Raw genomic sequence first — 26,533 nt, forward strand, 5'->3', positions numbered from 1 at the left:
TCGGTTATGCAAGTTGGTTTAAAAACAGCCTCTCTGACCACCTCCGCCCCGGCAAGCGCCGGGCGCGGCGGTATTGACGCTCCGCACAGCGTTGGCCGCGTCAGCGCCCCTGACGCCGTTTCCAGAAGCAGCGCATTTCCCGAGGCGGCGCTGCTTTCGCGCCGTCCGATGCGCTATAACGTGCAGCTCAACCAGCAGCTCACGGCGGTGCAGCAGGCCGATAGCTATCTGGCCAAGACCGAAACGCAGCTGCTTCAGCTACGTCAGTCCACCGCGCGCGGCGGTGACGCCAGCGCGCAGGCTCAGGCGCTGCAAACGCATCTGGCACGCCGAACCCAGCTTTCGGGCGGAACGGTCGATCGGCATATGACGGCGTCGCTGGAGCAGAAAAGTACGGTCAATTTTACCCTGCCGGGCAGCGAAAAACTGCTGAGTCAGCCGGGGGGCGAAACGCTGGTGTTCTCGCTCGGTGGCCGCCAGCGTGAGATGGTGGCCGTTGCCTTGCCGGAAGACGCGACGCCGCGCCAGACGTTGATTAAGCTGAACGTGGGGCTCGGGCGGTTGGGGATTCACGCGACTCAGGCCGGCGGCCAGCTGACCTTCAGCGTTGACGAAAGCCGCTGGGAGCGGGTCAGCCAGCAGCTTACGGTACGTGGTGAGGGCAAACATTATCCGGCGGATGCGTTTACGCTCCTTGCGCCGCAGGCGGAAAGCGCCAGCAGCGACGAGATGCTGGCGCTGTCAACGCGCCGCGAGCGCGAAGGGCAGGTGAAGCTACAGCACACCCTCGACCATATTACCGGGCAGCGAAGTCGTCTGCGTCAGCAGCAAGAACGGGTCAGCGCGCGGATAAACGACATGGCGACGACCTATAGCCCGAAGCAGGCGCTGGAAACCTCGCGCGGCCTCGGTGAGGCGCTGGCGCGCAGCGGCAGCAGCTATACGGCGTTGTCGCAGGCGCTGGCAACGCAGGCCAACGTGCGCCTGGCGACGGTCAAAAACCTGTTGGGATAGGCCCGCGTTATTTCGGCATCGGGTAGAGGAAAATCGAACCGTTTTGCCCGACCACCAGCGATTGGTTGTTCAGTGAGATCGGCTCCATCCAGTAGTTGGAGTACATCAGTTGGTCGACAAGCCCCTCAATCATGAGCCCCTTTTGCTCCGCGCTGTAGAAGATGGGCGTCAGGTTAAAGTAGATTCTCCCCTGCTTTTTCTGCGTAGGGGTGAATTTACCCTTCAACACGAAACGATTGTCGTCCGGGTTAGTGATGGTTGCCATCAGCACGTTGCGGGTGGTTTTCAGATTGACGTTGTAAACCTCTTTACGCTGCGACATCAGATCGTAAAACCCCATCTGGAAGCCGCCCGTCACTGGCCCGGTGGGGAGTGCGGAGGTTGTCGCCAGCATGCTATACGCCAGACCGCCCAGCGCCGTCAGTGCGATTATCAATACAATCAGCAGATTAACTCGATTTGCATGTCGCCAGTTCATTGAGCTTTCTCCGGGTCTCGCGCAGGATAAGATCGTTCAGCTGCACCGTATCGGTACGCCAGTGGTAAATCGCCATGGATAGCTGCTTTTTGTCGCAGCCGTTGCTCACCATGAAGCTGTAGTTTAACGATGAGTTATTGCTGTGAAAGTACACGTTCATCGTCGCGGACTGCATTTTTATCTGTTGGTTTAGCGCATACAGCGAGTCCTTGAGCTTGCTGTATAGATTGGTCGACATATAGCTTGGATCGCCTATTGCCTCAACCGCATAGATACGGATATTGCCGTATACCCCGGGCTGAACTTCACGCGCGACCAGACGTTCGCTGTAGCCGCCAAACAGCTGCCAGCAGAAGCCTGCCGTTGCGCTGGCGGTGATCAGCAGCGCCAGCACAAAGAGCATGACACCATAGCGGCGTTTGTGGGGGACCCGGGGGGCCACCGTCTGCACGGCCGGGGCGTCTTCAACGCCAGCCTCTAGCGGGCTGGATGCGGCGACAGGTTCTTCGGAACCAGAAAGCGGCAGATGTGCGTCCTGCTCATCGACGGCTTCTTCAGGCTCGTTGACCTCATCTTCATCTTTCTCCACGACGCAGCAATACTCGGCCTCAAGCAGATAGCCTTTGCGCGGAATAGTTTTGATAATTCTCTGGTTTTTCCCATCGTCTTCCAGCGCCGTACGCAGCGCGTGGATGGCGTTAGGCAGGCTGTTATTGCCGATGACCCGACGCTCCCAGACCAGGGTCGTCAGCTCTTCGCGGGTGAAGATTTTACCCGCGCCCTGAACCAGGATATCCAGCAGCTTGAGCTGGTATTCCCCCAGGCGTTTACGTTCCCCGGTGGTTAAATGGAGAATCGAGCCTGAGGCGACGTCAACCAGCCAGTTGTTTACGGAGCAATAGCGTTTATTCATTTATACGTTATGGATTCAACCACTCCAGCCATACCGTGATAATCCTGCGAGTACCTGAAACCCTCAGCGATTATCTGATTGAGTTGATAACTCCATTTAGAATTCTTAATGAATGCCGCGTGCCTGCGGGAGATAAAAGAGGACGTTATTTTCTTCCTGATGAGGTGTCAATATTACCGGTATTGGGAAAATTTTTCGTCCGTAATATACCCGTGATCATTGAAGACGCTTGATTTTTCAGCAACAGGAGATCATGCTGTCCCCATGAAAATCTTTATCACTGACCAACAAAAAGCTGAACTTGAGCGTCTTCATGACTCCAGTCGTGATAAGCGCGTTTGCGATCGCATTAAAGCCATTCTTCTGGCCTCCGAGGGCTGGAGTTCGGCCATGATCGCTCAGGCTTTACGCCTGCATCAGACTACTGTTGACCACCATATCAGCGAGTTTCTGAACAAAGGCAAGCTGAAGCCCGAAAATGGCGGCTCAGACAGCAAACTCAGCGCTGAACAAACGGCTTTTTTAATCAGCCACTTATCCGACAATTTATTTTACCATACCCGTGATATTGTCGCGTTTGTCGCGCGGACATGGAACATCGTTTTCAGCATTCCGGGAATGAATAAGTGGCTGCACCGGAACGGCTTCACCTATAAAAAACCGTCAGGCGTCCCGCATAAATTCAGTGAAGAGAAACAAAAGCAATTCATTGAATATTATGAGGAACTCAAAGCCACCGCAGGTGATGAACCGGTTCTTTTTATTGATGCTGTCCATCCGACTCAGGCCACCAAAATAGGTTATGGCTGGATACGTAAAGGCCAGAGAAAAGCGGTAAAAACAACAGGTAGTCGTACACGGCTGAATATCATGGGGGCGCTGAATCTGAAGGCCCCGGAACATCCGCTAATCTGCGAATATAAAACGGTTAATGAATACAACGTATCTCGTTTTTTCAATGAGATACGTAAAATTTATCCAGATTATCAGCAGAAAGTTCATGTTATTCTGGATGGTGCTGGTTATCACCGTTCACAGTTAGTGAAAGACTGGGCGGAGGTGGTAAATATAAAACTTCATTACCTCCCGCCGTACAGCCCGAACCTGAATCCGATAGAACGAATGTGGAAGTTAATGAACGAACATGCCCGGAATAACCGCTACTTCAGCAACAGCAGGGAGTTCAGGGATGCAATATCTGAATTTTTCAGCCATACGTTACCGGGGATAGCGGGTTTTCTGACGTCCCGAATTAACGATCATTTTCAGGTGCTCAAACCTGCATCTTGAGGTTTATTGGGTATATACGCCAATAGGAAGGAATAATTTTTTCCTGCGTCCTTTTTACGCGATAAAAGTGTGATGCGCAACAGGCTTTTTAACAATAGTGGCGGCATAAACAGTGTCTGTTTTACGGGAAGTTAACAGCTATCGTTAAATAAAACTAATGTTAATTAGGTGATCGTTTGGTGAATTATATGTGTTATTGCTGTGATCTAAATGCGGATGTTTATTGTTTGCGCGGGCTGAAAAAATAAATATAAAGTGGGGCTTAATTTTTAATTAATCATGGTCGCCTGAAAACAGGTTTATTTTAAATCGATAATACCAGTAATAATGTTCTAGTAATAATATGTGAAGGGTTAATAGTGCTTATTAAATAAGTGAAATGTAAAGAATGGTCAGTGATGAAAATAAAAAGGAAAAAGTGAGATTTTTTTGCTAAGGCAGAATCAAAAAGGCCCCGTGAACCGTTTTTATTGCTGGTTTGCGCAACGCAGGATAAGCCTAAGGGTAGGTGAAGCGATTTTTATTAATTTTTATACTGATAAAAATCAGTGTGTTGCGATTTTTTATGCTGAAAAAACAGGCGGTCGATGTTTGCGGATTTAATCTTTGTTTCAGCCGTGTCGTCTTGAGTTATTACAACATCTGAATCACCAGGACGAAAAAAAGGAATCCTTATGTCTCTTTCTATTTTTACCAGCGCATCCTCCATGGCATCCACCAATGCGATGAACAAATCCAACAACCTGCTGTCCACCGCGATGGAACGTCTGGGTACCGGTAAACGTATTAACTCTGCGGCTGACGATGCGGCCGGTCTGCAGATTGCTACCCGTCTGCAGGGCCAGACCAACGGTATGACCGTTGCGCAACGCAACATCTCTGACGCGACTGCTCTGCTGCAGACGGCGGAAGGCGCGTTCGATGAAGTGAGCAACATCATGTACCGCATGAAAGACCTGGCGACTCAGGCAGCGAACGACACCAACGGTACTGAAGACCGCGCAGCAATCTCTGCTGAAATGAAAGAGCTGAACAGCGAACTCAACAACATCATGGGCAACACCAAGTATGCGGGTGAGAACCTGTTCGAGCCAGCCAGCGGTTCCACGGCGAGCGCGAAGTTCACTGCTAGCATGAACTTCCAGATTGGCTCCTCCGTTGATGAGAAGCTGACGGTGAACGTGGCAGCTGACCTGGCGACAATCAAAACTGACCTGACGACCCTGTCTGGCGGTTCCGTTGACGATTTCGACAGCGCACAGAGCATGATTAGCGACCTGGAAACCGCCATTGGCAACGTCGGTACGCTGCGTTCTTCCCTGGGTGCCAACATCAACCGTCTGGGCCACACTGCGGCTAACCTGGCGAACATGAAAGACAACACCGATCTGGCGCTGAGCAACATCCAGGATGCTGACTACGCAACCGAAGCGTCCACCATGACCCGCAACCAGCTGCTGGCGCAGACCAGCATGTCCATGCTGAAGCAGTCCAACAGCATGTCCAGCATGGTCATGTCCCTGCTGGGTTAATCCCTCGCGGATTCATGCAGGAAAAAACACCGCTGTATGGCGGTGTTTTTGCATCCGGCCCCTCCTTCCCCCTGCCGGAAAATGCGGAAATCCTTGTTCCTGCCTTTTATTAATCTATTGATAAATAACAACTTAAAAGTTGGCACAATAGTTGCTAAACCTATTGCATATCGATCGTGGCTTGCGTGCCTGGAGAACCTACTATGTCTGATTTTGACCCGACCTCACTGGCGAGCCAACTGGCGAGCTATGACATCCTTGCGCTGCAAAACTCGATCGCCAAACAAACCTCGTCGCTGGAAGCGCAAAACAAAGCGCTGGCCTCGCTGCGGACCGCAATGACGACCTTCCGCAGCTCCATTACCGCGCTGAACTCCAGTACGGCGAGCGTGCTGAAAAACACCGCTACCCTGAATCAGGAAGGCATCGCGACCGTCACTGCCAGCGCCAGCGCGCGGAAAGGGACTTACAGCCTGCACGTGGAACAGCTGGCCACCGCGCAGCAGAAGTCGTTTGGCGGGCTGGACGATGACGCCATTAAAAGCGCCACCGGTACGCTAAAGATCAGCCTGAATGGCGAAGATATCGAAATCGAGATGGACGGTCTTAACAGCCTGTCTGATTTTGCCGCCGAGATTAACAAAACCGATTTCCCGAGCGCTTCTAACGCCAGCTCGACGGCCAGCGGGCAGAACGGCATTACCGCTTCGCTGATGCGCATCAACGGTGAAGTTTCGCTGATTCTCAACAGCGATCAGAGCGGCGTGAAATACGATATCCAGATGGATACCAGCGGTATGACCAGCGGCCAGAATATCTTCGATACGCAAGACGTCATCACCCAGGGTAAAGATGCCATCTTCACCCTGGGCGACTCGTCAGCGAAATATTACAGCAGCTCCAATGACCTGGACGATCTGGTTGACGGCGTGTCCATCAAGCTGACCAGCCCCACCGAAGGCGGCAAGCCGCTGATTATCAGCGTTGACACCGACGTCACCGAAACGAAGAACCAGGTCCAGGCGTTCCTGGATGCCTACAACACCTTACGTGACACCATCTCAGGCTTGACCGCTACCGGCACCAGTTCCTCCGATCGCGGTGCTTTCGCCGGTGATGCCAACATTACCGCGTTAAATACCGAGCTCAGCAATCTGCTGCGCGGCACGTTTGGCGATCAGAACATGAGCAAGTTCGGCATCACCGCGGATAAAGACGGCAAATTCTCCTTTGACGCCGAAAAGATGGAAGAGCAGCTCAAAAAGGACCCGCAGACCGTGGCGCAGTTCTTTAACGGCAACGACGGCCTGATCAAAGCGATGGACAAGTCGCTGGATAAATACCTCAGCACCTCTACCGGGCTGCTGAAAGGGCGTCAGGAGACTCTCGACCGCCAGCAGACTGATATCGATAACAAAACCGCAAAAATGGAAACGCGCTATGAGTCTGCCTACAACCGCTACCTCAAGCAGTTCACGCAGTTGCAGAAGCTCATGACGCAGATGAACAACACCATGAGTATGTTTAGCTAATTTTTTAAGGGAACCGACGTTCAATGTACGGGAATGAGCAGGAAGGCTTCGGCCTGTATCAACAATCCGATCTGGCCATTCAGGCCGCCGCCGCCAACCCGCACCAGCTGGTGCTGATGCTGTTTCGTGGCCTGATGGATGAACTGGTCAGAGCCAAAAGCCACATTGCGGCGCGTCGCTACGAGCGAAAGGCGCAGAGCATTAATAAGTGCATCGATATCCTCAATGCGCTGACCAGCTCACTGGATTTTGACAAGGGTGGCGAACTGGCGCTGAGCCTGGCGAATTTGTACGACTACTGCGTCTATCGTCTGTATGACGCCAGCAACCAGCTCTCTGCTGAGCACATTGAAGAGGTGGAAGTGATCCTCGGCAACATTCAGGACGGCTGGGAAAAAATGGGTCAGGCGGCATGAGTATGCAACATGCCATTCAGACGCTGACGCAGGCGCTTCGGCAGGCCACGGAAGATCATAACTGGCCTTCTGTGGCTAACGTTGACGGCCAGATTGCTGAGCTGTTGACCGCTATGCAGGGCAACACGCTGACGCAAGCAGAACGCCAGGCGCTGGACAATCTGAAGAAGGTGCACCAGCAGGCGCGTGACTACTGTCAGGGGCAGAGCGATATGCTGGCCGCCAAAATGAACCTGGCCGCGCGCAACCGCGAAGGGGCGACGGCGTACGCGCAATTTATGGACGCCGAGGGGATGCGCTGATGGATATTCTGAATCTCTCTCAGGGTGCGCTGAACGGCTCCGGCCTGCCAGCTCAGGCGGAGCCGATGGTGGGATCGATGGGTGAGAACGGCACGGCGCAGACGCCGACCGCCTTCAGCGATGCGCTCCTTAACGTGATCGACTCGATGATGGCCGGGCAGACGCTGCCGGGCGATCTGGCCGTGAGCGCGCAGCCGCTTTCGCTGGACGACGATGAAGACGGCGCCGATACGCAGCAGTTGAGCGGTGCGCTGTTGAAAGATGACGCCCAGCAACAGCTGCTGGAAACGCTGCTGATGACCAGCCAAATGCCGGTGCAAGCCCCCAGCTATATCCACGTGGCGCAGCCTGCTGATGACGCACTTAGGGTGAGCGCACAGCCGATACTGGCGCCGCAGACGCTGGCGATGAGCTTTACCCCGTCGCTGCAGCAGCAGCCCGTAGCCGCGACGAACACGAACATTGCCACGCCGGAAACGGCGGTCAGCCTACAGCCGAGCGCGCAGCCGCTGTCGCCGACGCTGATGACCGTGATGGCGCCGGTTACGCCAGCGCCGACGCTGGAAAGCAGCCACGGTGTTTCTTCTGTGACGACCTCAAGCGCGGCAACGCTGAGCGCCACGCTGAAAATGGATCCCGAGCCTTCCCGCTGGAGTGAACAGCTGCAAAGTGCGCTAGGTGAGCGTTTGCAGGTGCAGGTTAAGCAGCAGATTCAGCATGCCACCATCCGACTCGATCCACCGGATATGGGCAAAATTGATATTTCGATGCAGGTCGATAACGGCCGCGTGCAGGTGCAGATCAACGCCAGCCACGCCGACGTTTATCGCGCGCTTCAGCAGACCAGTAACGACCTCCGCCAGAGTCTGACCGAGCAGAATTTTGTCCAGGTCAACGTGCAGGTGTCCTCCCAGTCGGGTGGACAGCAGCAGGGCAGAGGACACTCTTTCACCGAGCAGCGCGATGCCATTCAGGCGGGCGCGGAGCTGACGGCCGATGCATTGACCGCGCAGGACTCCCGCAGCGATGACTCGGTCCTGATGACGGTGTAAGGCACACAACATTATGAACGCAAAAACTCTCTCTTTCGGGCTCATTATCGCGCTCGTCACCGCCATGCTGGCGGCCGGTATGACGGTCGTGGGCACGCATTTGCTGCGTATGGATGAAGCCACGGGCAGCAGCTTCTTATCGGGGATGTTCTCCAGCTCATCTAAGGAGTCCGTGGAGTTCGTGGAGATTAAAAACGTGGTGATCACGCTCAAAGGTAAAGGGCAGACCGAACGCTATTTGCTGCTGGAGCTGAACCTGGCGGCCAAAGGTGCGGAAAATGCGCGTAAAGCGCAGGACATGATCCCGGCGGTACGCGGTGCGACGGTCAGCCTGCTGTCCGACATGGATTACGACGACGTGCGCGCAATGAGCGTGAATACGCTGCACGACAAGCTGATGGCGGCCTACGCCGACCGTTTCAGCAGCCTGAAGATGAGCGTCCCGTTTGATGACGTCATCATCAGCAAAATGGTCTTCCAGTGATAGATACGCCGCAATGGAAATGATGGACTTTATCGCGAGTGACACCCTGAGCCCGGTTGATGAGGCGCGCTATGTACGCGCCTACCTGCCGCTGGTTAACAGGGTGGTTAAGCAGCTCGCCTACCAGACCAGCAGCGTCATCGACCGGGAAGACATGGAGCAGATAGCCCTGATGGGTCTGCTCTCGTCGCTGCGCCGCTATGGGCATCCGGACGAACAGTTTGCTGCCTATGCCGTACAGCGTATTCGCGGTGCGGTACTGGACGAACTGCGCCTGCTGGACTGGCGTCCTCGCCGCCTGCGGCAGAAGACCCACAAACTGAATGACGGTATCCGAGAAATTGCGCGCCAACTGGGGCGGACGCCCAGCTTCGAGGATATCAACCGCCACCTGTCGATTACGGCGGAGGAGTACCAGGAATATTTATTGCTGGACTGCGCCAAAACGATAGAGAGCCTGGATGAGCTGTTAGGCAACGATGTTCACACCGGGGCGCTGAACAGCCGCCCGCTGGAGGATGAAGTCGTGGTGAGTCGGACGCTGCGCAGCGCGCTCGCCTCGCTGGATGAACGCGAGCAGCTGATCCTGACGCTGTATTACCAGCATGAAATGAGCCTGAAAGAAATCGCGCTGGTTCTCGAGTTAACCGAGGCCAGGGTCTGCCAGCTCAATAAAAAAATCGCCCAAAAAATTCAGTCTTTTTTCCGGAAGTGAAAGGTTTATGCAGAAATTCTTCGGTATCGTGATCATCATGGGGTGCGTGGTTGGCGGCTTTCTTATGTCCGGCGGCCAGCTCTCTTCTTTCTGGCAGCCGGGTGAAATTATCATCATTCTGGGTGCTGGCCTGGGGGCGATGGTGCTCGCCAACCCCCGCGCCGTGCTGGCGGAAATGTACCGCCAGTTTCGCGGCATTATGCGCAAAAACGAATACACCAACGAATACCAGCGCCAGTTGCTGATGCTGCTGTATGAACTGCTTGAACTGGTGCAGGACGGCGGCCTGAAGGTGCTGGACGAACACATTGAAGCGCCGGAAAACAGCGCGCTGTTCCAGAAATACCCGCTGATGCTGCGCGACAAAGCGCTGGTGACGTTTATCTCCGATAACTTCCGCCTGATGGCGATGGGCAAGATTAACGAACACGAGCTGGAAGGCATCCTGGAGCAGGAGCTGGTGGCGATGGAAGAGAACCTGCTGCAGCCGTCTCGCTCGCTCCAGCGTACGGCAGAAGCGATGCCGGGCTTCGGGATCTGCGCGGCGGTACTGGGGATCATCATTACCATGCAATCGATCGACGGCTCGATTGCGGTGATCGGCGTGAAGGTCGCCGCTGCGCTGGTCGGCACCTTCCTCGGCGTTTTCTTCTGCTACTGCTTAATGGACCCGGTGGCGAACGCCATGGAACAGCGCACCAAGAAACAGCTGGCGGTGCTGGAGTGCGTGCGTACGGTGCTGGTTAACCACGTTGCGGGCAAACCCACGCTGCTGGCGGTGGATGCCGGTCGCAAAATGCTGCCGATGGACACCAAGCCGACCTTCGCCACCCTGGACGGCTGGGTTAACCAGATGATTGGTGAAGTCTGATGCGCAGCCGCAACAAAGAACATACCACGATCATCAAACGCTCCTCGCGCAAAAGCCATGATGCCTTTCATGGCGGCGCGTGGAAGGTGGCTTTTGCCGACTTTACGCTGGCGATGATGGCGCTGTTTATGGTGCTGTGGATTATGGGTGCGGTGACGGAAGAAGAGCGTAAAGAGATTGTTTCGCTGCTGCACGGCGAGTCGATTTTTGAAGGAAACGCGTTGACGCCGGTGACCCAGAAAGAGGGCAACGGCGGCAAGATAGCGCTGCTGGACACGCGGCATGCAAAGAAAGACGCGTTGAAAGAACAGGCGCAGAAAGACGCCGCGTTGGCGAGTCAAATGAACGGTGCCGAGAGCCTGAGCGACGTTAAGGCCCGCTCGCAGAGCGAGATTGAGGATCTGGCGCGCACGATCATGAAGATCACTTCGGCCTACGATGCCCAGGCCAACCTGAAGATGGAAATTGTGCCGCAGGGGCTGCGTATTCTGGTCACCGACGACCAGAAGCGTGAGATGTTCCAGCGCAGCAGCGCCATTCTGACGCCGTTTTTCCGCCGTCTGCTGACCGAGTTCGCGCCTGAACTGAACAAGATAGATAACAAGATCATCATCACCGGGCATACCGATGCCACCCGCTTCCGCGACCAGGAGCTGTACAACAACTGGAATCTCTCCGGCGAGCGTGCAATGCAGGCGCGTAGCGTGCTGACCCGCAGCGGACTGGATGCCAGCAAGATTTTACAGGTCAGCGGCATGGCCGATCAGATGCTGCTGGACCCGGAAAATCCGCTGAGCTCCGCGAACCGCCGCATTGAGATTATGGTGCTGACGAATTCCGCGAGCGATTCGTTGTACCAGTTCTTTGGCCAGCATGGCGAGAAGGTGATTAAGCCGCTGGTCGATAAGATCAGTCACAACCGATAACCCGATATAACGCCGTGAAACGTTTCCTGATTACCATCCCCTTTGTACCTGCTCGGGCGACCCTGTCCCGACAGGTACGCTTTTTTTCCCTTTTTTTGCTGGCGCTACTGATGGCGTCAGGTTACGCCAATGCCAAGCCGCAGCCCGCAAAGACCGCGCAGGCAAAATCCGTCAGCGAAGCGCAAAAGCGCAAGCTGAACCGCGAACGGCTGCTGGCGAAGGCCAAAAAGCGCGCCGTAGCGGTGCCGCCGATGCCGGAGCAAAAGCGACGTGAGATAGCGAAAAGAATCGCCGAGCGCGCCAAAAACCGCGAAGTGCTGGCGATGCATGGCCGCTGGACGCCGGGCCAGCTGGGGGGATCGCAAGCGCTGTGGGATGACGTGCAGGAAGGTAAAGTGGCGAAAAAAACCGCGCTTCCACACGGCAGTTTCCGCCTGCGCACGGTGTTGCATCGTCTGCAAAGCCAGCTCGGTAAACCCTATCTGTGGGGCGGTAAGAGCCCGACCGAGGGCTTCGACTGTAGCGGGCTGGTGTTCTACGCCTTTAACCACGTGCTGGACCGCAAGCTGCCGCGCACCGCTAACGGCATGTATCAGGATAACCATCTGAAGTCGATTCACCGGGGCAGCCTGAAGCAGGGCGATTTGGTGTTCTTCAACATTAATCAGCGACCTGGCGCCGATCATGTCGGCGTCTATCTCGGCGATGGGCGCTTTATTGAAGCGCCGCGCACCGGGCTGAATATCCGTATCAGCAAGCTGTCGGACGATTTCTGGCAGTCCCATTATCTTGGCGCCCGCCGCGTTCTGTAGAACGGCGTGGCGCGTTAAAAACACCTTCTGAACTGAGACTTTGACCATGACGCGTATGAAATTTGCCATTGATGATGGCTCGACCAACGTAAAAATTAGCTGGATTGAAAATGGCACTCTGAAAACCGTGGTGTCGCCGAACTCGTTCCGTAAAGACTGGAAGAGCGCGGCGCTGCTGCGCGGCCAGGCGGTGTATAACTACACCATCGGCACCACCAAATACACCTACGATGCAACCTCCGATAAGGCGCTATCGACGACCCACATCGATTATCAGTATGACGATCTCAATCTGCTGGCGGTGCACCACGCGCTGCTGCTGACCGGCATGACGCCGTGCGATGTTGAAGTGATTGTGACGCTGCCGATTACCCAGTACTACAACCCGGACGACTGCCAGCGCAACGAAAGCCGCATTGAAGCCAAGCGCCGCAACCTGATGCGTGATATCGCGCTGAACAAAGGTGAACTGTTCCGTATCGTCGACGTGCAGGTCATGCCGGAAAGCCTGCCGGCCGCGCTGTCGCATCTGCTGAACTCCAACGTGACCGAATTCACCAAATCACTGGTGATCGACTGCGGCGGCACCACGCTGGATATGGGGGTGATTGTCGGCGAATTTGACGATGTCTCCGCGATTTACGGCAATAACGAAATCGGCGTAGCTATGGTGACCGACGCCACGCGTAAACTGCTGGCCGCTGCTGACAGCGACTCCAGCTATCTGGTGGCTAATGAGCTGATTAAACGCCGCCATGACGATGAATTTGTGAAAAGCGTGATTAACGATGAATCGCGCATTGCCGACATTCTCGAGCGTATCGAGATTAAAATTCAGGAGTTGGGCGACCAGGTGGCCTATGAGGCGAAGAAGTTTGCCAAGAACCCGAACCGCGTGTACCTGGTGGGCGGCGGCGCACATCTGATTGAGAGCGCGGTGCGCGAAACCTACGCCACCCTCGGCGATCGCGTGATTACCATCGACGCTCCGCAGAGCGCGCTGTCGCGCGAGATTTGCCTCTATCACGCGGATACCAGCGTGGAGACGGTAGCGGCACCGCACATGGCCGAGGTGGGCGACGATGAGTAACAGGCACATTCGCCGCGTTAATCTCTCGCTGCATTTGTCGCCGGAACATTCGCGCGCGGATCTGCGCGCCATGCTGCAACTGAAAAAGTGGCATCAGACGTTGAGCCAGGCGGGCAACAACCCGGGCGATGCGAGTATGGAAATGCGCCGTTTTCACCGCAACGTCTATCTTGCCGGGCTGCAATTGCAGCTGCTGAACCCGCAGCTGTGCAGCCACGTGGCCGAATCCATGGGGCGTGAAACGCTGACCCTGGACGCGCTGTGCAGCGAGCTGACCGCGGCACAGCTGCTGCCCGCCAGCGTCGCCGCTGAATCGGTAGCAGACGCGCCTGCGCCCAGCGTCGATTTCAGCAAGCAGCAGCTGCGGCAGATGCGCGCGCTGATGTCGGACGCGCTCCAGCGCCAGCCGGCTCCAGCGCCGGCCGAACCGGATGACGGCATGCACGAAACGCTCGGCCAGCTGCGCAGTGAAGTCGCCCAGCTAAAAGCGCTGCTGAACCAGCAGCACCTGTTGCTACAGCAGCTGCGCCTGTCCGGCCGCACCGCGCCGGCGGCGGAGAATGTGAAAAACGGTCTCACCGAAGAAGTGGACCTGAGCACCCTCGCGGCCCCGGCGCAAAAGATGAAGCAAATCCGCCAGAAAGGCATTTTTTAAGACACAAAGGCACGTCAGAAGCGGGTTCGCAGGGTTTTATTGCCGGCGAGGCTTAAGTTATTCGGTGCAGGCGTCGCCTTTTCTGGACAGTTATCGCGGTATGAGGCCGGTATGGAAAAGAGTGCAAATTATGTGGTGCGCTGCGTAGAGAACGCCAAATTCGATGTGGGGATTGATTTTGTCATTCAGCCTATCTTCGATTTATCCCGGGTGGCCTGCATCGGCGGCGAAGTGCTGGTTCGCGGTACGCACCGCCGCAACGTCGTGCCGCCGGTCGCTTTTATTCAGCACCTTGAAGAGAACGGCACCATCGTTGAGATGGGCTACTACGTGATGGAAAAAGCGTTGTCGTTTATCGCGCAGAAGCAGGCGGACGCGCACGAAGCGTTTATGTACACGCTGAACATTTCCGCCGTGCAGCTTAACGACCCCGAGTTTGCCGACCACGCGCTGGGCATTGTCGAAACGCGCCAGCTGCACGCGGCACAGTTGGTCTTTGAAATTACGCCTGGCCCGATCGCGCTAAACGAGGCGGGATTGAAGAATCTACAGGCATTGCAGGATGAAGGTATCAACATTGCCTGGGACGGCGTCGGTTCGCTGGAGATCCTGCGCGAGCGGTTGGCCTGCTGGGAGCCAGACTATATCAAGCTCGATCGCAGCTGTCTGGCCTGCAACCGGCAAGAGGAAACCGCGAGCATCCTCCAGCTGATTGCCCAGCATGATATCGACGTCATTATTGAAGGCGTTGAAAACTATACGCAAATATCCAGCATGCTGAAGCAGGGCGTGAAATATGGGCAGGGATACCTGTTTTCCCGGCCGATCAGCAAAGAGAGCTTCCAGCGTGAATACATGCAGCACCAGCAGGCGCAAACGCGCGCTGCTCACGCGCAGCGTTAAGCGTGCGGATGGAATTAACGAGCGATGAACAAAACGTACGCCGGTAAAGCCGAGCACAGAAATACTGTGCTGGTGATTTTGGTTTTTGTGGCCGCCGTGGCCCTGGCCATCTGGATGACGTTCTCTATTGCGCAGCAGCAGCTGAACGCGCAGATTGGACGCCAGGCAATGCCTATTCGTAGCGCGGTGGAAAACCTGCTGGGCGAGACGCGCAGCGTCGTGCTCGAAGCGAAGGGATGGATGGGCAAAAGCTGTAATCGGCAGATGGAAAGCCGCCTGAATGGGTTACAGACGCGTGAGTTGAGCATGCTGGCGATCAACCTGCTGGACGGTAACCGCATCACCTGTTCTTCACTGCTGGCAAATCAGGGCGTACGCATAGACCTCAACGGCTTCAGCGCGCAGGGGGTGAAGATTGATGATTCCGTGGCATCGGCAGGCATCCCGGTTTTTTCAATCTATCAACGTGGCCTCAACGGTGAAGGTATCGTGGTTGCTGCAGATCTGCGCTACCTGTGGGGCATCACCGGCAACAGCAACCGCGATGAGCGTTTTGCGCTGTTGGTCAATAACAAGCTGCTCACCAATAAGGGCATTTTTGCCGGTTCTGAGGCGCAGCGCGGCGCACTGGACTATCAGCAGCGCCTGACCGGCGAAGACTATACGCTGGTCTGGCGCATGCCCAGCGCGCAAGAGGTCTGGCGTGAAATTCTGGGTTCCTGGTTCTATTTGTTGGTTATCATCGCCACGCCGCTATTATTGACGGCGCTGGTCTGGTCGCTGCTGACGCGTCGCCGTTCGCTGTACCAGTATTTGATTAACGCGGTGCACGAAGACCGCATCATGCCTTACTATCAGCCGATTATTTGTGCCCACAGTAACCGGGTGATTGGCGCAGAAGTTTTGGCCCGCTGGGATCACCCTGAGATTGGTTTTGTGCCGCCGGATATTTTCATCCCGGTCGCCGAAAAGACCCAGATGATTGGCCTGATGACCGAAAACCTGCTCAAACGGGTGCTTGCCGACTACCAGCGCCCGGATAGCATGCTGCCGGACGGGTTTATCTTTAACGTCAATATCAGCCACACGCACCTGGCAGCGGAAGATTTCGGCGCATTTACCCGGGCGTTTGCCGCGCGCTTTAAGCGGCTGGGGCTGCGGCTGGCGTTTGAGTTTACGGAAAACGAGCAGCTCGATCTTAACGGCGATTTGCTCAATAAGATCAAGGTGATCCGCGATAGCGGTATCGCTATCTCGCTGGATGACTTTGGGACCGGGTTCTCGAATCTGTCGTGGATTGCCAGCCTGAACCCGGACAGCATCAAGATTGACCGCATGTTTATCAACCAGATTTCGCCGGATGCCTCCACGCCGCTGATTAACTGTGTGATCGACATGGCCAAGCAGATGGGCATTCAGACGGTGGCGGAAGGGGTTGAACACGACTATCAGGTCTCGTGGCTACAGGAAAACAACATCGATTGTTTCCAGGGATATTTCTATTCCAGACCGCTCACCTTTACGGCATTTATCGACTATTTCCGCCATGACGTGATGACTCAGCATCTGCGAATGCCGCCGCATCCGCACGACACCTCTTTGCCGCACCAGGCCTGAGGCCGTCGGCGTCGCCAACCTCTCCGGCTGGGCCCGCAAAATGCATCCGCGGGGCAGCCGGGAGGTGCCTGCCTATTATTGCTTTATTGATAACAGTCTATTGCTATTTATACCATTTATGTAATTAGTCAGCGGTCGTATCCTTCTTCGCATCACGTTACCGAGCGTAACGCCCTAAACCGAACAGGATATGATGATGAAAATGCTTACCGCGATTTTTGCTGCCTCTCTGCTGTCTGCCACTGCTTTTAGCGCCTCGGCGCAAAGCGTCACCGCCACGGGCTCCACGCTGGACTCCGCCGAAGCGGTGATTGCCCAGAAAGCAAAACAGATGCACGCCTCTGAATACAAAATCACCAGCGCCCGCATGGGCAACACCGTGACCATGAGCGCTGAACTGTATCAATAAGAGGGGGGACAACAGCATGTTATTCAATCAATACGCACTTAATGACCTGTCGCTGGCCAACCGCATCGTGATGCCGCCGATGACCCGCTCACGCGCCGGTGACGGCGATGTCGCCACCGACATGATGGCCGACTACTATGCCCAGCGCGCCAGCGCGGGGCTCATCATCAGCGAAGGCACGCAGATTAGCCCGCAGGGCCAGGGCTACGCCTGGACGCCGGGCATGTACTCCGAGGCGCAGATTGCCGGCTGGAAAAAAGTGACCGACGCGGTACACCGGGCGGGCGGTAAAATCTTTGCCCAGCTGTGGCATGTGGGCCGCGTTTCACATGCGGCATTACAGCCGAACGGCGCACAGCCGGTGTCTTCGTCCGCCATTCAGGCCGAAGGCGTGAAGGTCTTCGTGGACGTAGAAGGCCGCGGCCCGCAAAGCGGCGTGGGCGCGATGCTTCAGCATGATATGCCGCGCGCGCTGCGTACCGATGAGATCCCCGCTATCGTCAACGACTATGCGCAGGCGGCGCGTAATGCGATTGCTGCTGGTTTTGACGGCATTGAGCTGCACGGTGCCAACGGCTATCTGATCAACCAGTTTATCGATTCACAGGCTAACCTGCGCGACGACGAATACGGCGGCTCGCTGCAAAATCGCCTGCGCTTTATGAAAGAGGTGGTGGCCGCGGTATCCGAGGCGATTGGTAAAGAGCGGGTGGGGATCCGCCTGGCACCGCTCACCACGCTGATGGGCTCGCGTGACGACACGCCGGAAGCCACCTATCTGGCCGCCGCCAGCGTGCTGAGCGAGATGGGCATCGCCTATATTCATATCGCCGAAGCCGACTGGGAAGATGCGCCGGTGATGCCGGCGGCGTTTAAAGAAGCGCTGCGCATTATCTTCCACGGCACGCTGATCTATTCCGCTAAATACACCAAAGCCCGCGCGGAAGAGGCGCTGGCGAAGGGCTGGGCGGACCTGATTGGCTTTGGCCGCCCGTTTATCGCCAACCCGGATTTACCGTATCGTCTGCAGCATGATTTGCCGCTGAATGCGCCGGTGAAGGAGCAGTTCTTCGGCGGTGGGAAGGCGGGGTATGTAGATTACCCGACGGTGGGGTGAGGGGGCTCAGCAGCCCAGGAGAGTTTTTCTACGCGGTGCGCTCGGGACAGATTCTCTTTAGTAGGTCACGTTGATGGTCACCGTGTCGGTATAGGTGTCCGGGCGATAGTTGGCGCTCGGCACCACGGCGTATACCTTCTGGTTGACCGACTGGCCGGTGCCGGTTCCCGCAATCGTATTTGATGATGTGATATTCCCCCATGCGGTGCCCGGTACACTCGCCGTTGAATTTAGCTGATAGGGGACAAGGTCGGTATTGGTTGTGGAGGACGTTTGGCTTTTCATCACGCCGCTGCCGGTGGCGCTGCCATTCGACGGTGAAAGACCGATAGTGTAAGGCGTGGTGTTAGTGCAGGCCATGGTGAAGACGTTTTGCCCGGGCACGTTGGTTTGGTTAAACAGCACCGATCCCATGTTTATGGTGTTGGTTGCGCTGACGTTGCACTGCTTGTTGACGGTGGCAGTGACGGTAAACGGGAAACTGCCGATAATGGTTTGACCACAGGTCGTCGGCGCGGCGATCAGTGAGCCGTTGACGGTAATGCTGGCCGTTGCGGCGCTGTAGGTATCGGTGTAGGTTCCTGGAACTACGCTGGTTTGCCCGGACGGAATCGTGGCGTAAACGGTCAGGCTACCGGTAATGGTGACAAGGTTTAACAGGTTCATGTAATCCTTCGGCGAGGTGCCGCTTCCTGCTGACTCATTTCCCCAGATAATTTTTGCGCCGCCGGAGTCCTGGTAATAGAGCTGATAATTGAGCGTTCCGCCGCCGGGCCCCGTCATTTTGCGAGTATTGATGGTATTGGTGCCGTTTGCGCCGACGTTAAAGCAAATGGTGTAGCCGGCCAGCGTATCCACAATCAGGACCTTGGTGCAGGTATAGTTAAAGGTCATGGAGGTGGTGGCATCGGTATTGGCTATCGGGTTAACCGCGCTGAAATTGACGCTGGAGACCGCATTCACCGTGCAGCTCACGGCGAAGCTTTTCAGCGGGAAAAAACAGAGCCCCGCGAATAAAATCAGCACTCTTAGCCACATGGTTTCAGCTCCTTACTGGCACGTTAACGGTCCGATTTGCGGAATGTCCCGCGCCTTATCCGGATAGTCGAATTGGGCTGTGCACACGCCCGCGCTGGTGGTGACATTCAGCGTGTTGTGCGCTTTAAGGGTGTCGAAATAGACCATGCCATCAAAGCCCACCATCGCCTGCTGCGCGCGATCGCCGTTGACGATGGCGGTTGAACCTTCCGGGATAACACTCCCTTTTGCATCTTTCACGACGATCAGCGCTGAACGCACGGTTTTAACCGTAAAGTTCACCATCGCACCGGATCGATCGGCGGGGATCGCGATCGCATTGACCGGATCGATCCGCATGTTTGCGGGCAGATTCAGCGGGTTAATGCTGATCTCATTTTCCTGATAGCTGTTCAGCGGCGTAACCAGCAGCAGGCCGCTGCTATTGCTGGTGCCAATAGGGTTGTTTTGCAATAACACCGGGACATCCGGGATACCGTCGGTGGAGACCACCGCAAAACCATTGGTGATGTTTCGCGACGCAAACAGGCCGCCGCCCATCAGCACCAACGCGCCATCGGCGCCCGCGTAGGCCGTCTGGTTGTCTGACAAACGGCTGTACCCGCCGTACACTTTTCCATAGCGGCCCAGATAGCCCAGCTCGCCCTGACCATTTTGCTGAGATTCCTGCCGGTTGAGCGCCATGTTCCACCCCCATCCGCCTTCGGACGGCTGCGTTTTGCTGGCGTTGAGCGTGTAGCTCATCTGGTCATTGTTTTGCTGCACGGTGCTGCTGGCGTTGATGCCATTTTCAAGCGAGATGCTCACCATCAAATACAGGCTGCGATCGCGGCTACGGTCAATGTTCTGATTGAGTCCCGCGTTGAGATAGATGTTATCCGTCAATGGTTTATACCAGCTTGCGTTGCTATAACGCTGGGTGCTTTCGCCGGGCGTACGAAATTGCAAATAACCCACGCTAAAGCTGCCGAAGGCGTCGGTGCTGTAGCCCACCACGGTGCTTTGGTTAAGGGCGGGGGGCGCCTGGCCGTAGCGGGTGGCAACGTCGTGGTAGTCATTGATCGTGGCAATGGTTGATGTGCTGAAGCTAAAGCGGTTATCGCTCCAGCGATAGCCCAGGCTGTAGAGAAGGCCATGTTTCCCCGAGTCGGCGCTCATTGCCAGCGCCGCTGAGAAGGTACCGCTGCGCGTGCCTGGCACCCAATCGGTGCTGAAGCCACCGTTTACCAGGCTGTCGGTGGCCTCAGCGTGTGCCCCGGCGGTAAAACCGTTTGTAAAACCGTGCCGCCAGGTTCCGCTCAAGGCGGGCGTGCTGGCGTAATCGAAGGACGAATAGCCGTAGTCGTTGCGCACCACGCCCACTTCTGCGGACCATTCGGTGATCCCCTTACGCAGCAACGATTGGTCGTTATAAAACGAGAAGCTCTGGAGCGTGGTTTTACCTAGCGCATCGGTCATGGCGACCTGCCCGGTGCCGACGCCGTTAATATTCGGCAGCGTATTGATTTCAAAATTCCCCGCCGGGACTTCACCGTTGTAATACTTCACGCCGTTCATATACAGCTCAACGCTGGACGGCAGCGTTGCGGAGCCGAAAAACGAGGGCAGCGGCGTAGTCGGGGTGTACGGCTGGAGGCTGTAATCGGTACCGATCTGCAGACCGGCGATACGAGTGGGCCGCGACCAGTTCAGCGAGCTGGTGAACGTATCACCCACGGTGACCGAGAGCACCTTGTCAGGGAAAGAGGAGCGCCAGCTGGTGTCCAGCCGGGTGACGCCATTGTGCTGGTCGTAGTCTTCGTTATTGTTGGTATAGCGCGCTATTTGCGTGGAGCTGAGCACGCCAAGGCCGCTAAACGCGCGCAGTTCGCTGTAGGCGCTGGCGCTATTTTGCGTACTTTTTTCCTGTGAGGCATAGAGGTCATAATTGAGCACCAGCCCGCGCGAGGTGGTAGCCTGCGGGTTGGTGGTATCCTTCTCATTGAGCTGCGTGGTGCCCATGTCCAGCAGCGCGAGCGGTGCCGTCAGCCCTAATGTTTGCAGCTTCGCATCGTAGTCGACACGCAGCTGCGGAATGGCGCTGAGGCTAACCGGGTCTGGGGTTTTCGGGTCGATCCGTAAACCAATCCTGCGCAGGCTATCGGCGCTGGCGTACAGCGTATTGTTATCGTAGCCAAAGTGCGCCAGCCCGATGTGCGTCTGGTTGAGGGTGACATCGAGATAGAGATCGACGCCGACCAGCGGTTTGCCGTCAGAAATCACCTCATCCTGCGATGAATCGGTGCTTTTCATTTCCGCAGACGTCTCCCTTGCTACAAATAACACGTTGAATAGTAATAAAATAATAAGACGGTTAGGCCCGTTATAGCGCTTGTCGCGTTTTTTTTCCATTGACCGTGACTTCAAGCTGCCCTCCCAGGCCTACGTCACCTGCGCCCGCGGGGATAGCCCAGCGCATGGTCGAGCCGGGAAGGACATAGCCCAGTAACCCGGGGGTAATCTGTTTTCGGCTACCTGCCGCCGTAATCACGCTGACTTCAGAGAGCTGAGCGTGCCCGTCCCCCTGATTGTTTGCTTCCAGAAAGACCTTGCCGTCGCTGCGATGGATTTGCCATTGCAATTTGGCAAAGGTGTCCGTCACACCGGGCGGCTGGATAAAGACGGGAACGGAGTAATGCAGGACAAACTGCAGCGCATTTTTTTGTCCGGAAGTTGGCGGCAATTCATTGATTGATAGGCGGTAAGCGTCTTCAACGTTGGCCGTTGAGCCGGTACGAATAACGCGAATAAGCTGCCGCCCGCCGGGGGGCAACGTCAGCATCGGTGGGCTAATCACCAGCCCTTGCGATGCTGAGAGCTGGTCGTTATAGCCGCTTTGGCTCCAGCGAAACACGCGCACCTGCGCGTTGATTGGCAGGCTTCCTGAATTACTCAGCCAGATCCCTTCCGCGCGCTGAGTTTGCTGCAGCGTCAGACTGACCGGCGTGACCTGCAGGCCACTTGCGGCGGCATTACCGCTGGCAAGGGCTAAACCGCAGACAAAGGCAAGCGCACACGTTTTCCCATTCATGCGTCATCCTTGAACTAGTAGTTAACGTTGATGGTGACCGTATCGGTATAGGTATCGGGCTTGAAGTTGGCGTTAGCGGCCACGGCGTAAACGGTGACGTTCTGCGCCGCGCCCGTTCCGATCCCGGCGACCCCGTTCCCCTCGCTGATGGACGTTGCGGTATTGCCCCACGGTTTAGTACCGGCTGAGTCCTGGTTGAGCTGGTAAGGGACTTTATCGGTATTTCCGGTGGTGCCCGACATGGAACCAGAGCCGGTGGTCGTTCCGCCGTTAGCGCTGGATGGCGACAGGCCAATATTGTAAGGCGTCGATTTGGAACAGGTTACGGCCATGACGGTAGAGCCGCTGGTATTCGTCGCGCTGGATAATACGGTACCCAGGTTTAGCAGTGCAGGCTGCGTGACGGAGCAGGTACTTTGAATAATAATCTGCACCTGAAATGTATTTGTGGCTACCGCCGCATTCGCCGATGGAATAAGTGCGGCTGCCAGATTGAATAAAATGAACCTAATAGATGTGTTCATCGTATTGACCTCTACGCAGGTATTATTTTTCCCTAGGGAAGGTGCGAATAAGCGGGGAAATTCTTCTCGGCTGACTCAGCCATTTCATTTCTTCATGTTTGAGCCGATTTTTTCTCCCGTAAATGCCTTGAATCAGCCTATTTAGACCGTTTCTTCGCCATTTAAGGCGTTATTCCCAGTTTTTAGTGAGATCTCTCCCACTGACGTATCATTTGGTCCGCCCGAAACAGGTTGGCCAGCGTGAATAACATCGCCAGTTGGTTATCGTTTTTCAGCAACCCCTTGTATCTGGCTTTCACGAAGCCGAACTGTCGCTTGATGATGCGAAATGGGTGCTCCACCTTGGCCCGGATGCTGGCTTTCATGTATTCGATGTTGATGGCCGTTTTGTTCTTGCGTGGATGCTGTTTCAAGGTTCTTACCTTGCCGGGGCGCTCGGCGATCAGCCAGTCCACATCCACCTCGGCCAGCTCCTCGCGCTGTGGCGCCCCTTGGTAGCCGGCATCGGCTGAGACAAATTGCTCCTCTCCATGAAGCAGATTACCCAGCTGATTGAGGTCATGCTCGTTGGCCGCGGTGGTGACCAGGCTGTGGGTCAGGCCACTCTTGGCATCGACACCAATGTGGGCCTTCATGCCAAAGTGCCACTGATTGCCTTTCTTGGTCTGATGCATCTCCGGATCGCGTTGCTGCTCTTTGTTCTTGGTCGAGCTGGGTGCCTCAATGATGGTGGCATCGACCAAGGTGCCTTGAGTCATCATGACGCCTGCTTCGGCCAGCCAGCGATTGATGGTCTTGAACAATTGGCGGGCCAGTTGATGCTGCTCCAGCAGGTGGCGGAAATTCATGATGGTGGTGCGGTCAGGCAAGGCGCTATCCAGGGATAACCGGGCAAACAGACGCATGGAGGCGATTTCGTACAGAGCATCTTCCATCGCGCCATCGCTCAGGTTGTACCAATGCTGCATGCAGTGAATGCGTAGCATGGTTTCCAGCGGATAAGGTCGCCGGCCATTACCAGCCTTGGGGTAAAACGGCTCGATGACTTCCACCATGTTTTGCCATGGCAGAATCTGCTCCATGCGGGACAAGAAAATCTCTTTTCTGGTCTGACGGCGCTTACTGCTGAATTCACTGTCGGCGAAGGTGAGTTGATGACTCATGATGAACCCTGTTCCATGGCTCCAGATGACAAACATGATCTCATATCAGGGACTTGTTCGCACCTTCCTTAGACGCCCGGCGACTAACCGCATCCAGTCGTTGTGTATTAAAGAGGTGAGGATGGAAAATTCGTACAATGTACCATTAGGAATAATGTAGTTTGCATTAGTTGAAATCACATTTGCATCATAAAAACCTATAGGTATATATGTTCTTCTCTCCGATGAAACACTTGGAATCAATATATAATCATCAGGATTGTTTAAATCCCTGAATTGATGAGGACGCTCAGCCATTTTTTGAGCTCCTTTATCAGGGCTTTTCCGTCGAGCTTCAGCCACCTTTTGAACCCGGTTGAAAACGTGCGGCATAGCTCTAAGCTCAGCATCCGTTATGTCTGCTAGCCATAAGCACCAACGCTCTTTCGCATTTAGAAATTCATCAGCTCCCAGAACCTTCTTTATCCAACGGGCAGCTTGTGGCTCCACTTCAAGAAGCTTATCCCGTTCGTGACTATTCATCAGCAAATGACCACCGTCAGTAGGTTTATTTCCAAATAATAATTGAGGAACATCTTTTATTATTGGTTTGGATTTCGGCTCCACAACGATATTGCTTCCTTCAACAAGATAAGGGCTTATATTACCGACCAGTTTACTGTGCCAATTAGCATCCACTAATTGGTAAAGTTGGCGCGTTTTACTTTTTCCTGATAAACCAATAACAACTACGTGCACTGCGGCCTTATCACGTGCATTGTTCGCCCAAGTAAATGTCTGATACGCAATATGAATATGTAACCCTAGCGCGAAAATCGGTGGCCATAGAGTTGCAACTTGCTCCCCTTGACAAAGAGAATTAGTGGCCACTAAAGCTAGTTCAGCGTGGCTATTTTGGATATATTGCGCACCCTTCCAGAACCAACATGCAACAAAATCCAAACCACCTATTGTTTTGAAATTGCTAAACACTTTCTGCATATCAGAACGCTGTAGCTCCGAACGACCAACCGTCCCTAAAAAGGGAGGATTACCAATCACATAAACTTCATCATCAACCTTTTTTGGACATACTTCCTGCCAGTCTTTTTGCAGACTGTTACCGCTCCAAATTTTACCTGATGAACGCAACGGTAATGCTGGTGGTGCTGAACCAATGTGTTCTTCCCATTGTTTATTTAACTGATGCTCCGCAAGCCAGAGAGATAGACGTGCTATCTCACAGGCAAAATCATCAATTTCAATACCATAGAACTGATCAAGATGGATACTACTCATAAAGATCGATTGCGGATCACTTTCTAAAAGTGCTTGAATAACATCCATCTCCAAAAGACGCAGTTCTTTATAGGCGACAATCAAGAAGTTCCCTGAACCACACGCAGGATCAAAAACTTTCATTTTCCCCAGACGGAGAAGCAACCGTTTGAGACCATTCGTGTTTGTGCGTTGTTTTTCAAGCTCTGAACGCAATGGCTCCAGAAATAATGGTTGTATAACCTTCATGATATTGCTGTATGAAGTGTAATGCTGTCCTAAGCGGCTACGCTGCTCCACATCTATCACAGCTTGGAACATGCTGCCGAAAATGTCAGGGTTAATCTCGCTCCAGTCCATTGCACTGCATTCAAGTAAGATACGTCTACCTTTCAACCCCAACTCTGGAACAGGCTCATCACTGGCGAATAAGCCACCATTAACATACGGGAATGCGGTTAAATGAATCGGAAGTGACAGGCGTAATTTACTATTCGGTTTGCTGTTCATCACGGCAAACAGGTCTGTCAGAAACTGATCTAAATCACTGCCATCTTCGGCGGTGTAGCTCTTAACTGCGGAAGTAAACTGACCTTTTTCAAAGATGCCTGTGTCTTCGGCAAAAAAGCAAAACAACAAACGAGTGAGGAAAACATTAAGCGCGTGAATATCTTCTGCTTTACTTAAATCATTACGCTCCTTGATAAGATCAAACAGCTTTCCCATCTTCTCAGCGGCTTTCACATCGGCCGGGTTTTCACTATTGAGAATAGCCTTCTCCAACCCTACCAGCGGTAAGAAAAAACCGTAGTTACGTGGTAACTCTTCAAACTCAATATCGAGACGTTCCTGTGTCAGTGTGTCCCAGGCTAAAAAGCGAACAAAATTTGTTACTAGAACAAAGCGGATCTTATTTTTTGCAACAGCCGCGTCGGCAACACGTTGCTCAAAAGCAGATTCAAGATCATCAGTATCCGCCACTGGCTGGTAGTAGAGTTTATTTTTTAATGCAACGTGTGCTGGCTCTTTCGCAACATTACGTGCCCCACCTTGCCGAATCTGACTCAGCGTAGCTTTAGGGAACTCAAAGGCAGTTAAAAAGCCGTAAATAAATTCGCCTTGCTCAGGATTTTCAACAAGTTGTTCGAGCTGTTCAAAAATCTTCGCCTGATTAACTGCCATTGCTATTCCTTAAAAACTAAAGTGCCCGTAAAGGATTATGCACTCATTCTACCCGAAGGAAACTTTATCAAGCAGTTCCAATACATTACCCAAAATATATCAAAAAAATAAAAAAACTCTTGCTATCCTCCTACCACCTTACGGTGGTAGGCTTAAATCAGCCATCTTTAC

At 54.6% G+C, this 26,533-nt stretch carries 26 protein-coding genes; 18 read left to right on the forward strand and 8 right to left on the reverse strand.

Features of this window, described 5'->3' with window-relative positions; translation table 11 throughout:
* The first annotated feature begins 6 nt into the window (after positions 1 to 6).
* Positions 7 to 1,014, forward strand: coding sequence for a hypothetical protein (locus H7R56_RS00585; RefSeq protein WP_106924904.1), 1,008 nt, complete (start codon positions 7 to 9; stop codon positions 1,012 to 1,014).
* A 7-nt stretch (positions 1,015 to 1,021) separates the two neighbouring features.
* Here H7R56_RS00585 and H7R56_RS00590 read toward each other — a convergent pair whose 3' ends face one another.
* Entirely contained in the window at positions 1,022 to 1,492 is a 471-nt protein-coding gene (locus H7R56_RS00590; protein ID WP_106924905.1) for a hypothetical protein, read from the reverse strand.
* On the reverse strand, positions 1,464 to 2,405 hold the full coding sequence (locus tag H7R56_RS00595) for a winged helix-turn-helix domain-containing protein (protein WP_106924906.1): 942 nt from the start codon (positions 2,403 to 2,405) through the stop codon (positions 1,464 to 1,466). Before H7R56_RS00595 ends, H7R56_RS00590 begins: the two co-directional genes overlap by 29 nt.
* 264 nt (positions 2,406 to 2,669) lie before the next feature.
* Here H7R56_RS00595 and H7R56_RS00600 point away from each other — a divergent pair, with 264 nt between their 5' ends.
* From H7R56_RS00600 to H7R56_RS00680, 17 genes are all read left to right on the forward strand, one after another.
* Complete coding sequence (locus H7R56_RS00600) at positions 2,670 to 3,695, forward strand: IS630 family transposase (protein ID WP_040118421.1); 1,026 nt, start codon at positions 2,670 to 2,672, stop codon at positions 3,693 to 3,695.
* A 674-nt stretch (positions 3,696 to 4,369) separates the two neighbouring features.
* Positions 4,370 to 5,227, forward strand: coding sequence for a flagellin N-terminal helical domain-containing protein (locus H7R56_RS00605; RefSeq protein WP_106924907.1), 858 nt, complete (start codon positions 4,370 to 4,372; stop codon positions 5,225 to 5,227).
* 203 nt (positions 5,228 to 5,430) lie between these two features.
* A complete protein-coding gene (gene fliD, locus H7R56_RS00610) occupies positions 5,431 to 6,759 on the forward strand; it encodes a flagellar filament capping protein FliD (protein WP_106924908.1) in 1,329 nt (442 codons plus the stop codon).
* A gap of 23 nt (positions 6,760 to 6,782) precedes the next feature.
* The gene (fliS, locus tag H7R56_RS00615; protein WP_106924909.1) at positions 6,783 to 7,175 is read left to right on the forward strand and encodes a flagellar export chaperone FliS; all 393 of its coding nucleotides are present in this window, start codon (positions 6,783 to 6,785) and stop codon (positions 7,173 to 7,175) included.
* Positions 7,172 to 7,477, forward strand: a complete 306-nt coding sequence (locus H7R56_RS00620; protein WP_106924910.1) for a hypothetical protein — start codon at positions 7,172 to 7,174, stop codon at positions 7,475 to 7,477. Before fliS ends, H7R56_RS00620 begins: the two co-directional genes overlap by 4 nt.
* A complete protein-coding gene (locus H7R56_RS00625) occupies positions 7,477 to 8,529 on the forward strand; it encodes a flagellar hook-length control protein FliK (protein WP_223878913.1) in 1,053 nt (350 codons plus the stop codon). The genes H7R56_RS00620 and H7R56_RS00625 overlap by 1 nt, the downstream gene beginning before the upstream one ends.
* A gap of 13 nt (positions 8,530 to 8,542) precedes the next feature.
* On the forward strand, positions 8,543 to 9,013 hold the full coding sequence (locus tag H7R56_RS00630) for a flagellar basal body-associated FliL family protein (RefSeq protein ID WP_106924911.1): 471 nt from the start codon (positions 8,543 to 8,545) through the stop codon (positions 9,011 to 9,013).
* Between the two features lie 19 nt (positions 9,014 to 9,032).
* A complete protein-coding gene (locus H7R56_RS00635; RefSeq protein ID WP_106925179.1) occupies positions 9,033 to 9,728 on the forward strand; it encodes a FliA/WhiG family RNA polymerase sigma factor in 696 nt (231 codons plus the stop codon).
* 7 nt (positions 9,729 to 9,735) lie between these two features.
* A complete protein-coding gene (gene motA, locus H7R56_RS00640; RefSeq protein WP_106924912.1) occupies positions 9,736 to 10,599 on the forward strand; it encodes a flagellar motor stator protein MotA in 864 nt (287 codons plus the stop codon).
* Positions 10,599 to 11,525, forward strand: coding sequence for a putative lateral flagellar export/assembly protein LafU (lafU, locus tag H7R56_RS00645; RefSeq protein ID WP_106924913.1), 927 nt, complete (start codon positions 10,599 to 10,601; stop codon positions 11,523 to 11,525). The genes motA and lafU overlap by 1 nt, the downstream gene beginning before the upstream one ends.
* Positions 11,526 to 11,635: 110 nt before the next feature.
* The gene (locus tag H7R56_RS00650) at positions 11,636 to 12,337 is read left to right on the forward strand and encodes a C40 family peptidase (protein ID WP_106924914.1); all 702 of its coding nucleotides are present in this window, start codon (positions 11,636 to 11,638) and stop codon (positions 12,335 to 12,337) included.
* A 55-nt stretch (positions 12,338 to 12,392) separates the two neighbouring features.
* Positions 12,393 to 13,427, forward strand: coding sequence for a plasmid segregation protein ParM domain-containing protein (parM, locus tag H7R56_RS00655; RefSeq protein ID WP_197974859.1), 1,035 nt, complete (start codon positions 12,393 to 12,395; stop codon positions 13,425 to 13,427).
* Positions 13,420 to 14,082 carry a hypothetical protein gene (locus H7R56_RS00660; protein ID WP_106924916.1) on the forward strand — a complete coding sequence of 221 codons (663 nt, stop codon included), beginning with the start codon at positions 13,420 to 13,422 and terminating at the stop codon, positions 14,080 to 14,082. Before parM ends, H7R56_RS00660 begins: the two co-directional genes overlap by 8 nt.
* Positions 14,083 to 14,193: 111 nt before the next feature.
* Complete coding sequence (locus tag H7R56_RS00665) at positions 14,194 to 14,985, forward strand: EAL domain-containing protein (RefSeq protein ID WP_106924917.1); 792 nt, start codon at positions 14,194 to 14,196, stop codon at positions 14,983 to 14,985.
* A 24-nt stretch (positions 14,986 to 15,009) separates the two neighbouring features.
* Positions 15,010 to 16,602, forward strand: a complete 1,593-nt coding sequence (locus tag H7R56_RS00670) for an EAL domain-containing protein (RefSeq protein ID WP_106924918.1) — start codon at positions 15,010 to 15,012, stop codon at positions 16,600 to 16,602.
* A gap of 196 nt (positions 16,603 to 16,798) precedes the next feature.
* Positions 16,799 to 17,011, forward strand: a complete 213-nt coding sequence (locus H7R56_RS00675; RefSeq protein WP_106924919.1) for a YdgH/BhsA/McbA family protein — start codon at positions 16,799 to 16,801, stop codon at positions 17,009 to 17,011.
* A 16-nt stretch (positions 17,012 to 17,027) separates the two neighbouring features.
* Entirely contained in the window at positions 17,028 to 18,128 is a 1,101-nt protein-coding gene (locus H7R56_RS00680; protein WP_106924920.1) for an alkene reductase, read from the forward strand.
* A 57-nt stretch (positions 18,129 to 18,185) separates the two neighbouring features.
* On the opposite strand, the gene H7R56_RS00685 is transcribed toward H7R56_RS00680, so the two are convergent.
* The 6 genes from H7R56_RS00685 to H7R56_RS00710 form a co-directional block, all read right to left on the reverse strand.
* Entirely contained in the window at positions 18,186 to 19,166 is a 981-nt protein-coding gene (locus tag H7R56_RS00685; protein WP_106924921.1) for a Csu type fimbrial protein, read from the reverse strand.
* A gap of 12 nt (positions 19,167 to 19,178) precedes the next feature.
* Entirely contained in the window at positions 19,179 to 21,458 is a 2,280-nt protein-coding gene (locus tag H7R56_RS00690) for a fimbria/pilus outer membrane usher protein (RefSeq protein WP_223878914.1), read from the reverse strand.
* A 70-nt stretch (positions 21,459 to 21,528) separates the two neighbouring features.
* Positions 21,529 to 22,236 carry a fimbrial biogenesis chaperone gene (locus tag H7R56_RS00695; protein WP_106924923.1) on the reverse strand — a complete coding sequence of 236 codons (708 nt, stop codon included), beginning with the start codon at positions 22,234 to 22,236 and terminating at the stop codon, positions 21,529 to 21,531.
* Positions 22,237 to 22,250: 14 nt separating this feature from the next.
* On the reverse strand, positions 22,251 to 22,760 hold the full coding sequence (locus H7R56_RS00700) for a Csu type fimbrial protein (protein WP_106924924.1): 510 nt from the start codon (positions 22,758 to 22,760) through the stop codon (positions 22,251 to 22,253).
* Between the two features lie 182 nt (positions 22,761 to 22,942).
* Complete coding sequence (locus tag H7R56_RS00705) at positions 22,943 to 23,923, reverse strand: IS5-like element IS5 family transposase (RefSeq protein ID WP_000019402.1); 981 nt, start codon at positions 23,921 to 23,923, stop codon at positions 22,943 to 22,945.
* Between the two features lie 45 nt (positions 23,924 to 23,968).
* A complete protein-coding gene (locus tag H7R56_RS00710) occupies positions 23,969 to 26,362 on the reverse strand; it encodes a DNA methyltransferase (RefSeq protein ID WP_182928449.1) in 2,394 nt (797 codons plus the stop codon).
* Between the last annotated feature and the right edge of the window lie 171 nt (positions 26,363 to 26,533).

The organism is Klebsiella sp. WP3-W18-ESBL-02 (assembly GCF_014168815.1).
GTDB classification, from domain to species: Bacteria; Pseudomonadota; Gammaproteobacteria; order Enterobacterales; family Enterobacteriaceae; genus Kluyvera; species Kluyvera ascorbata_B.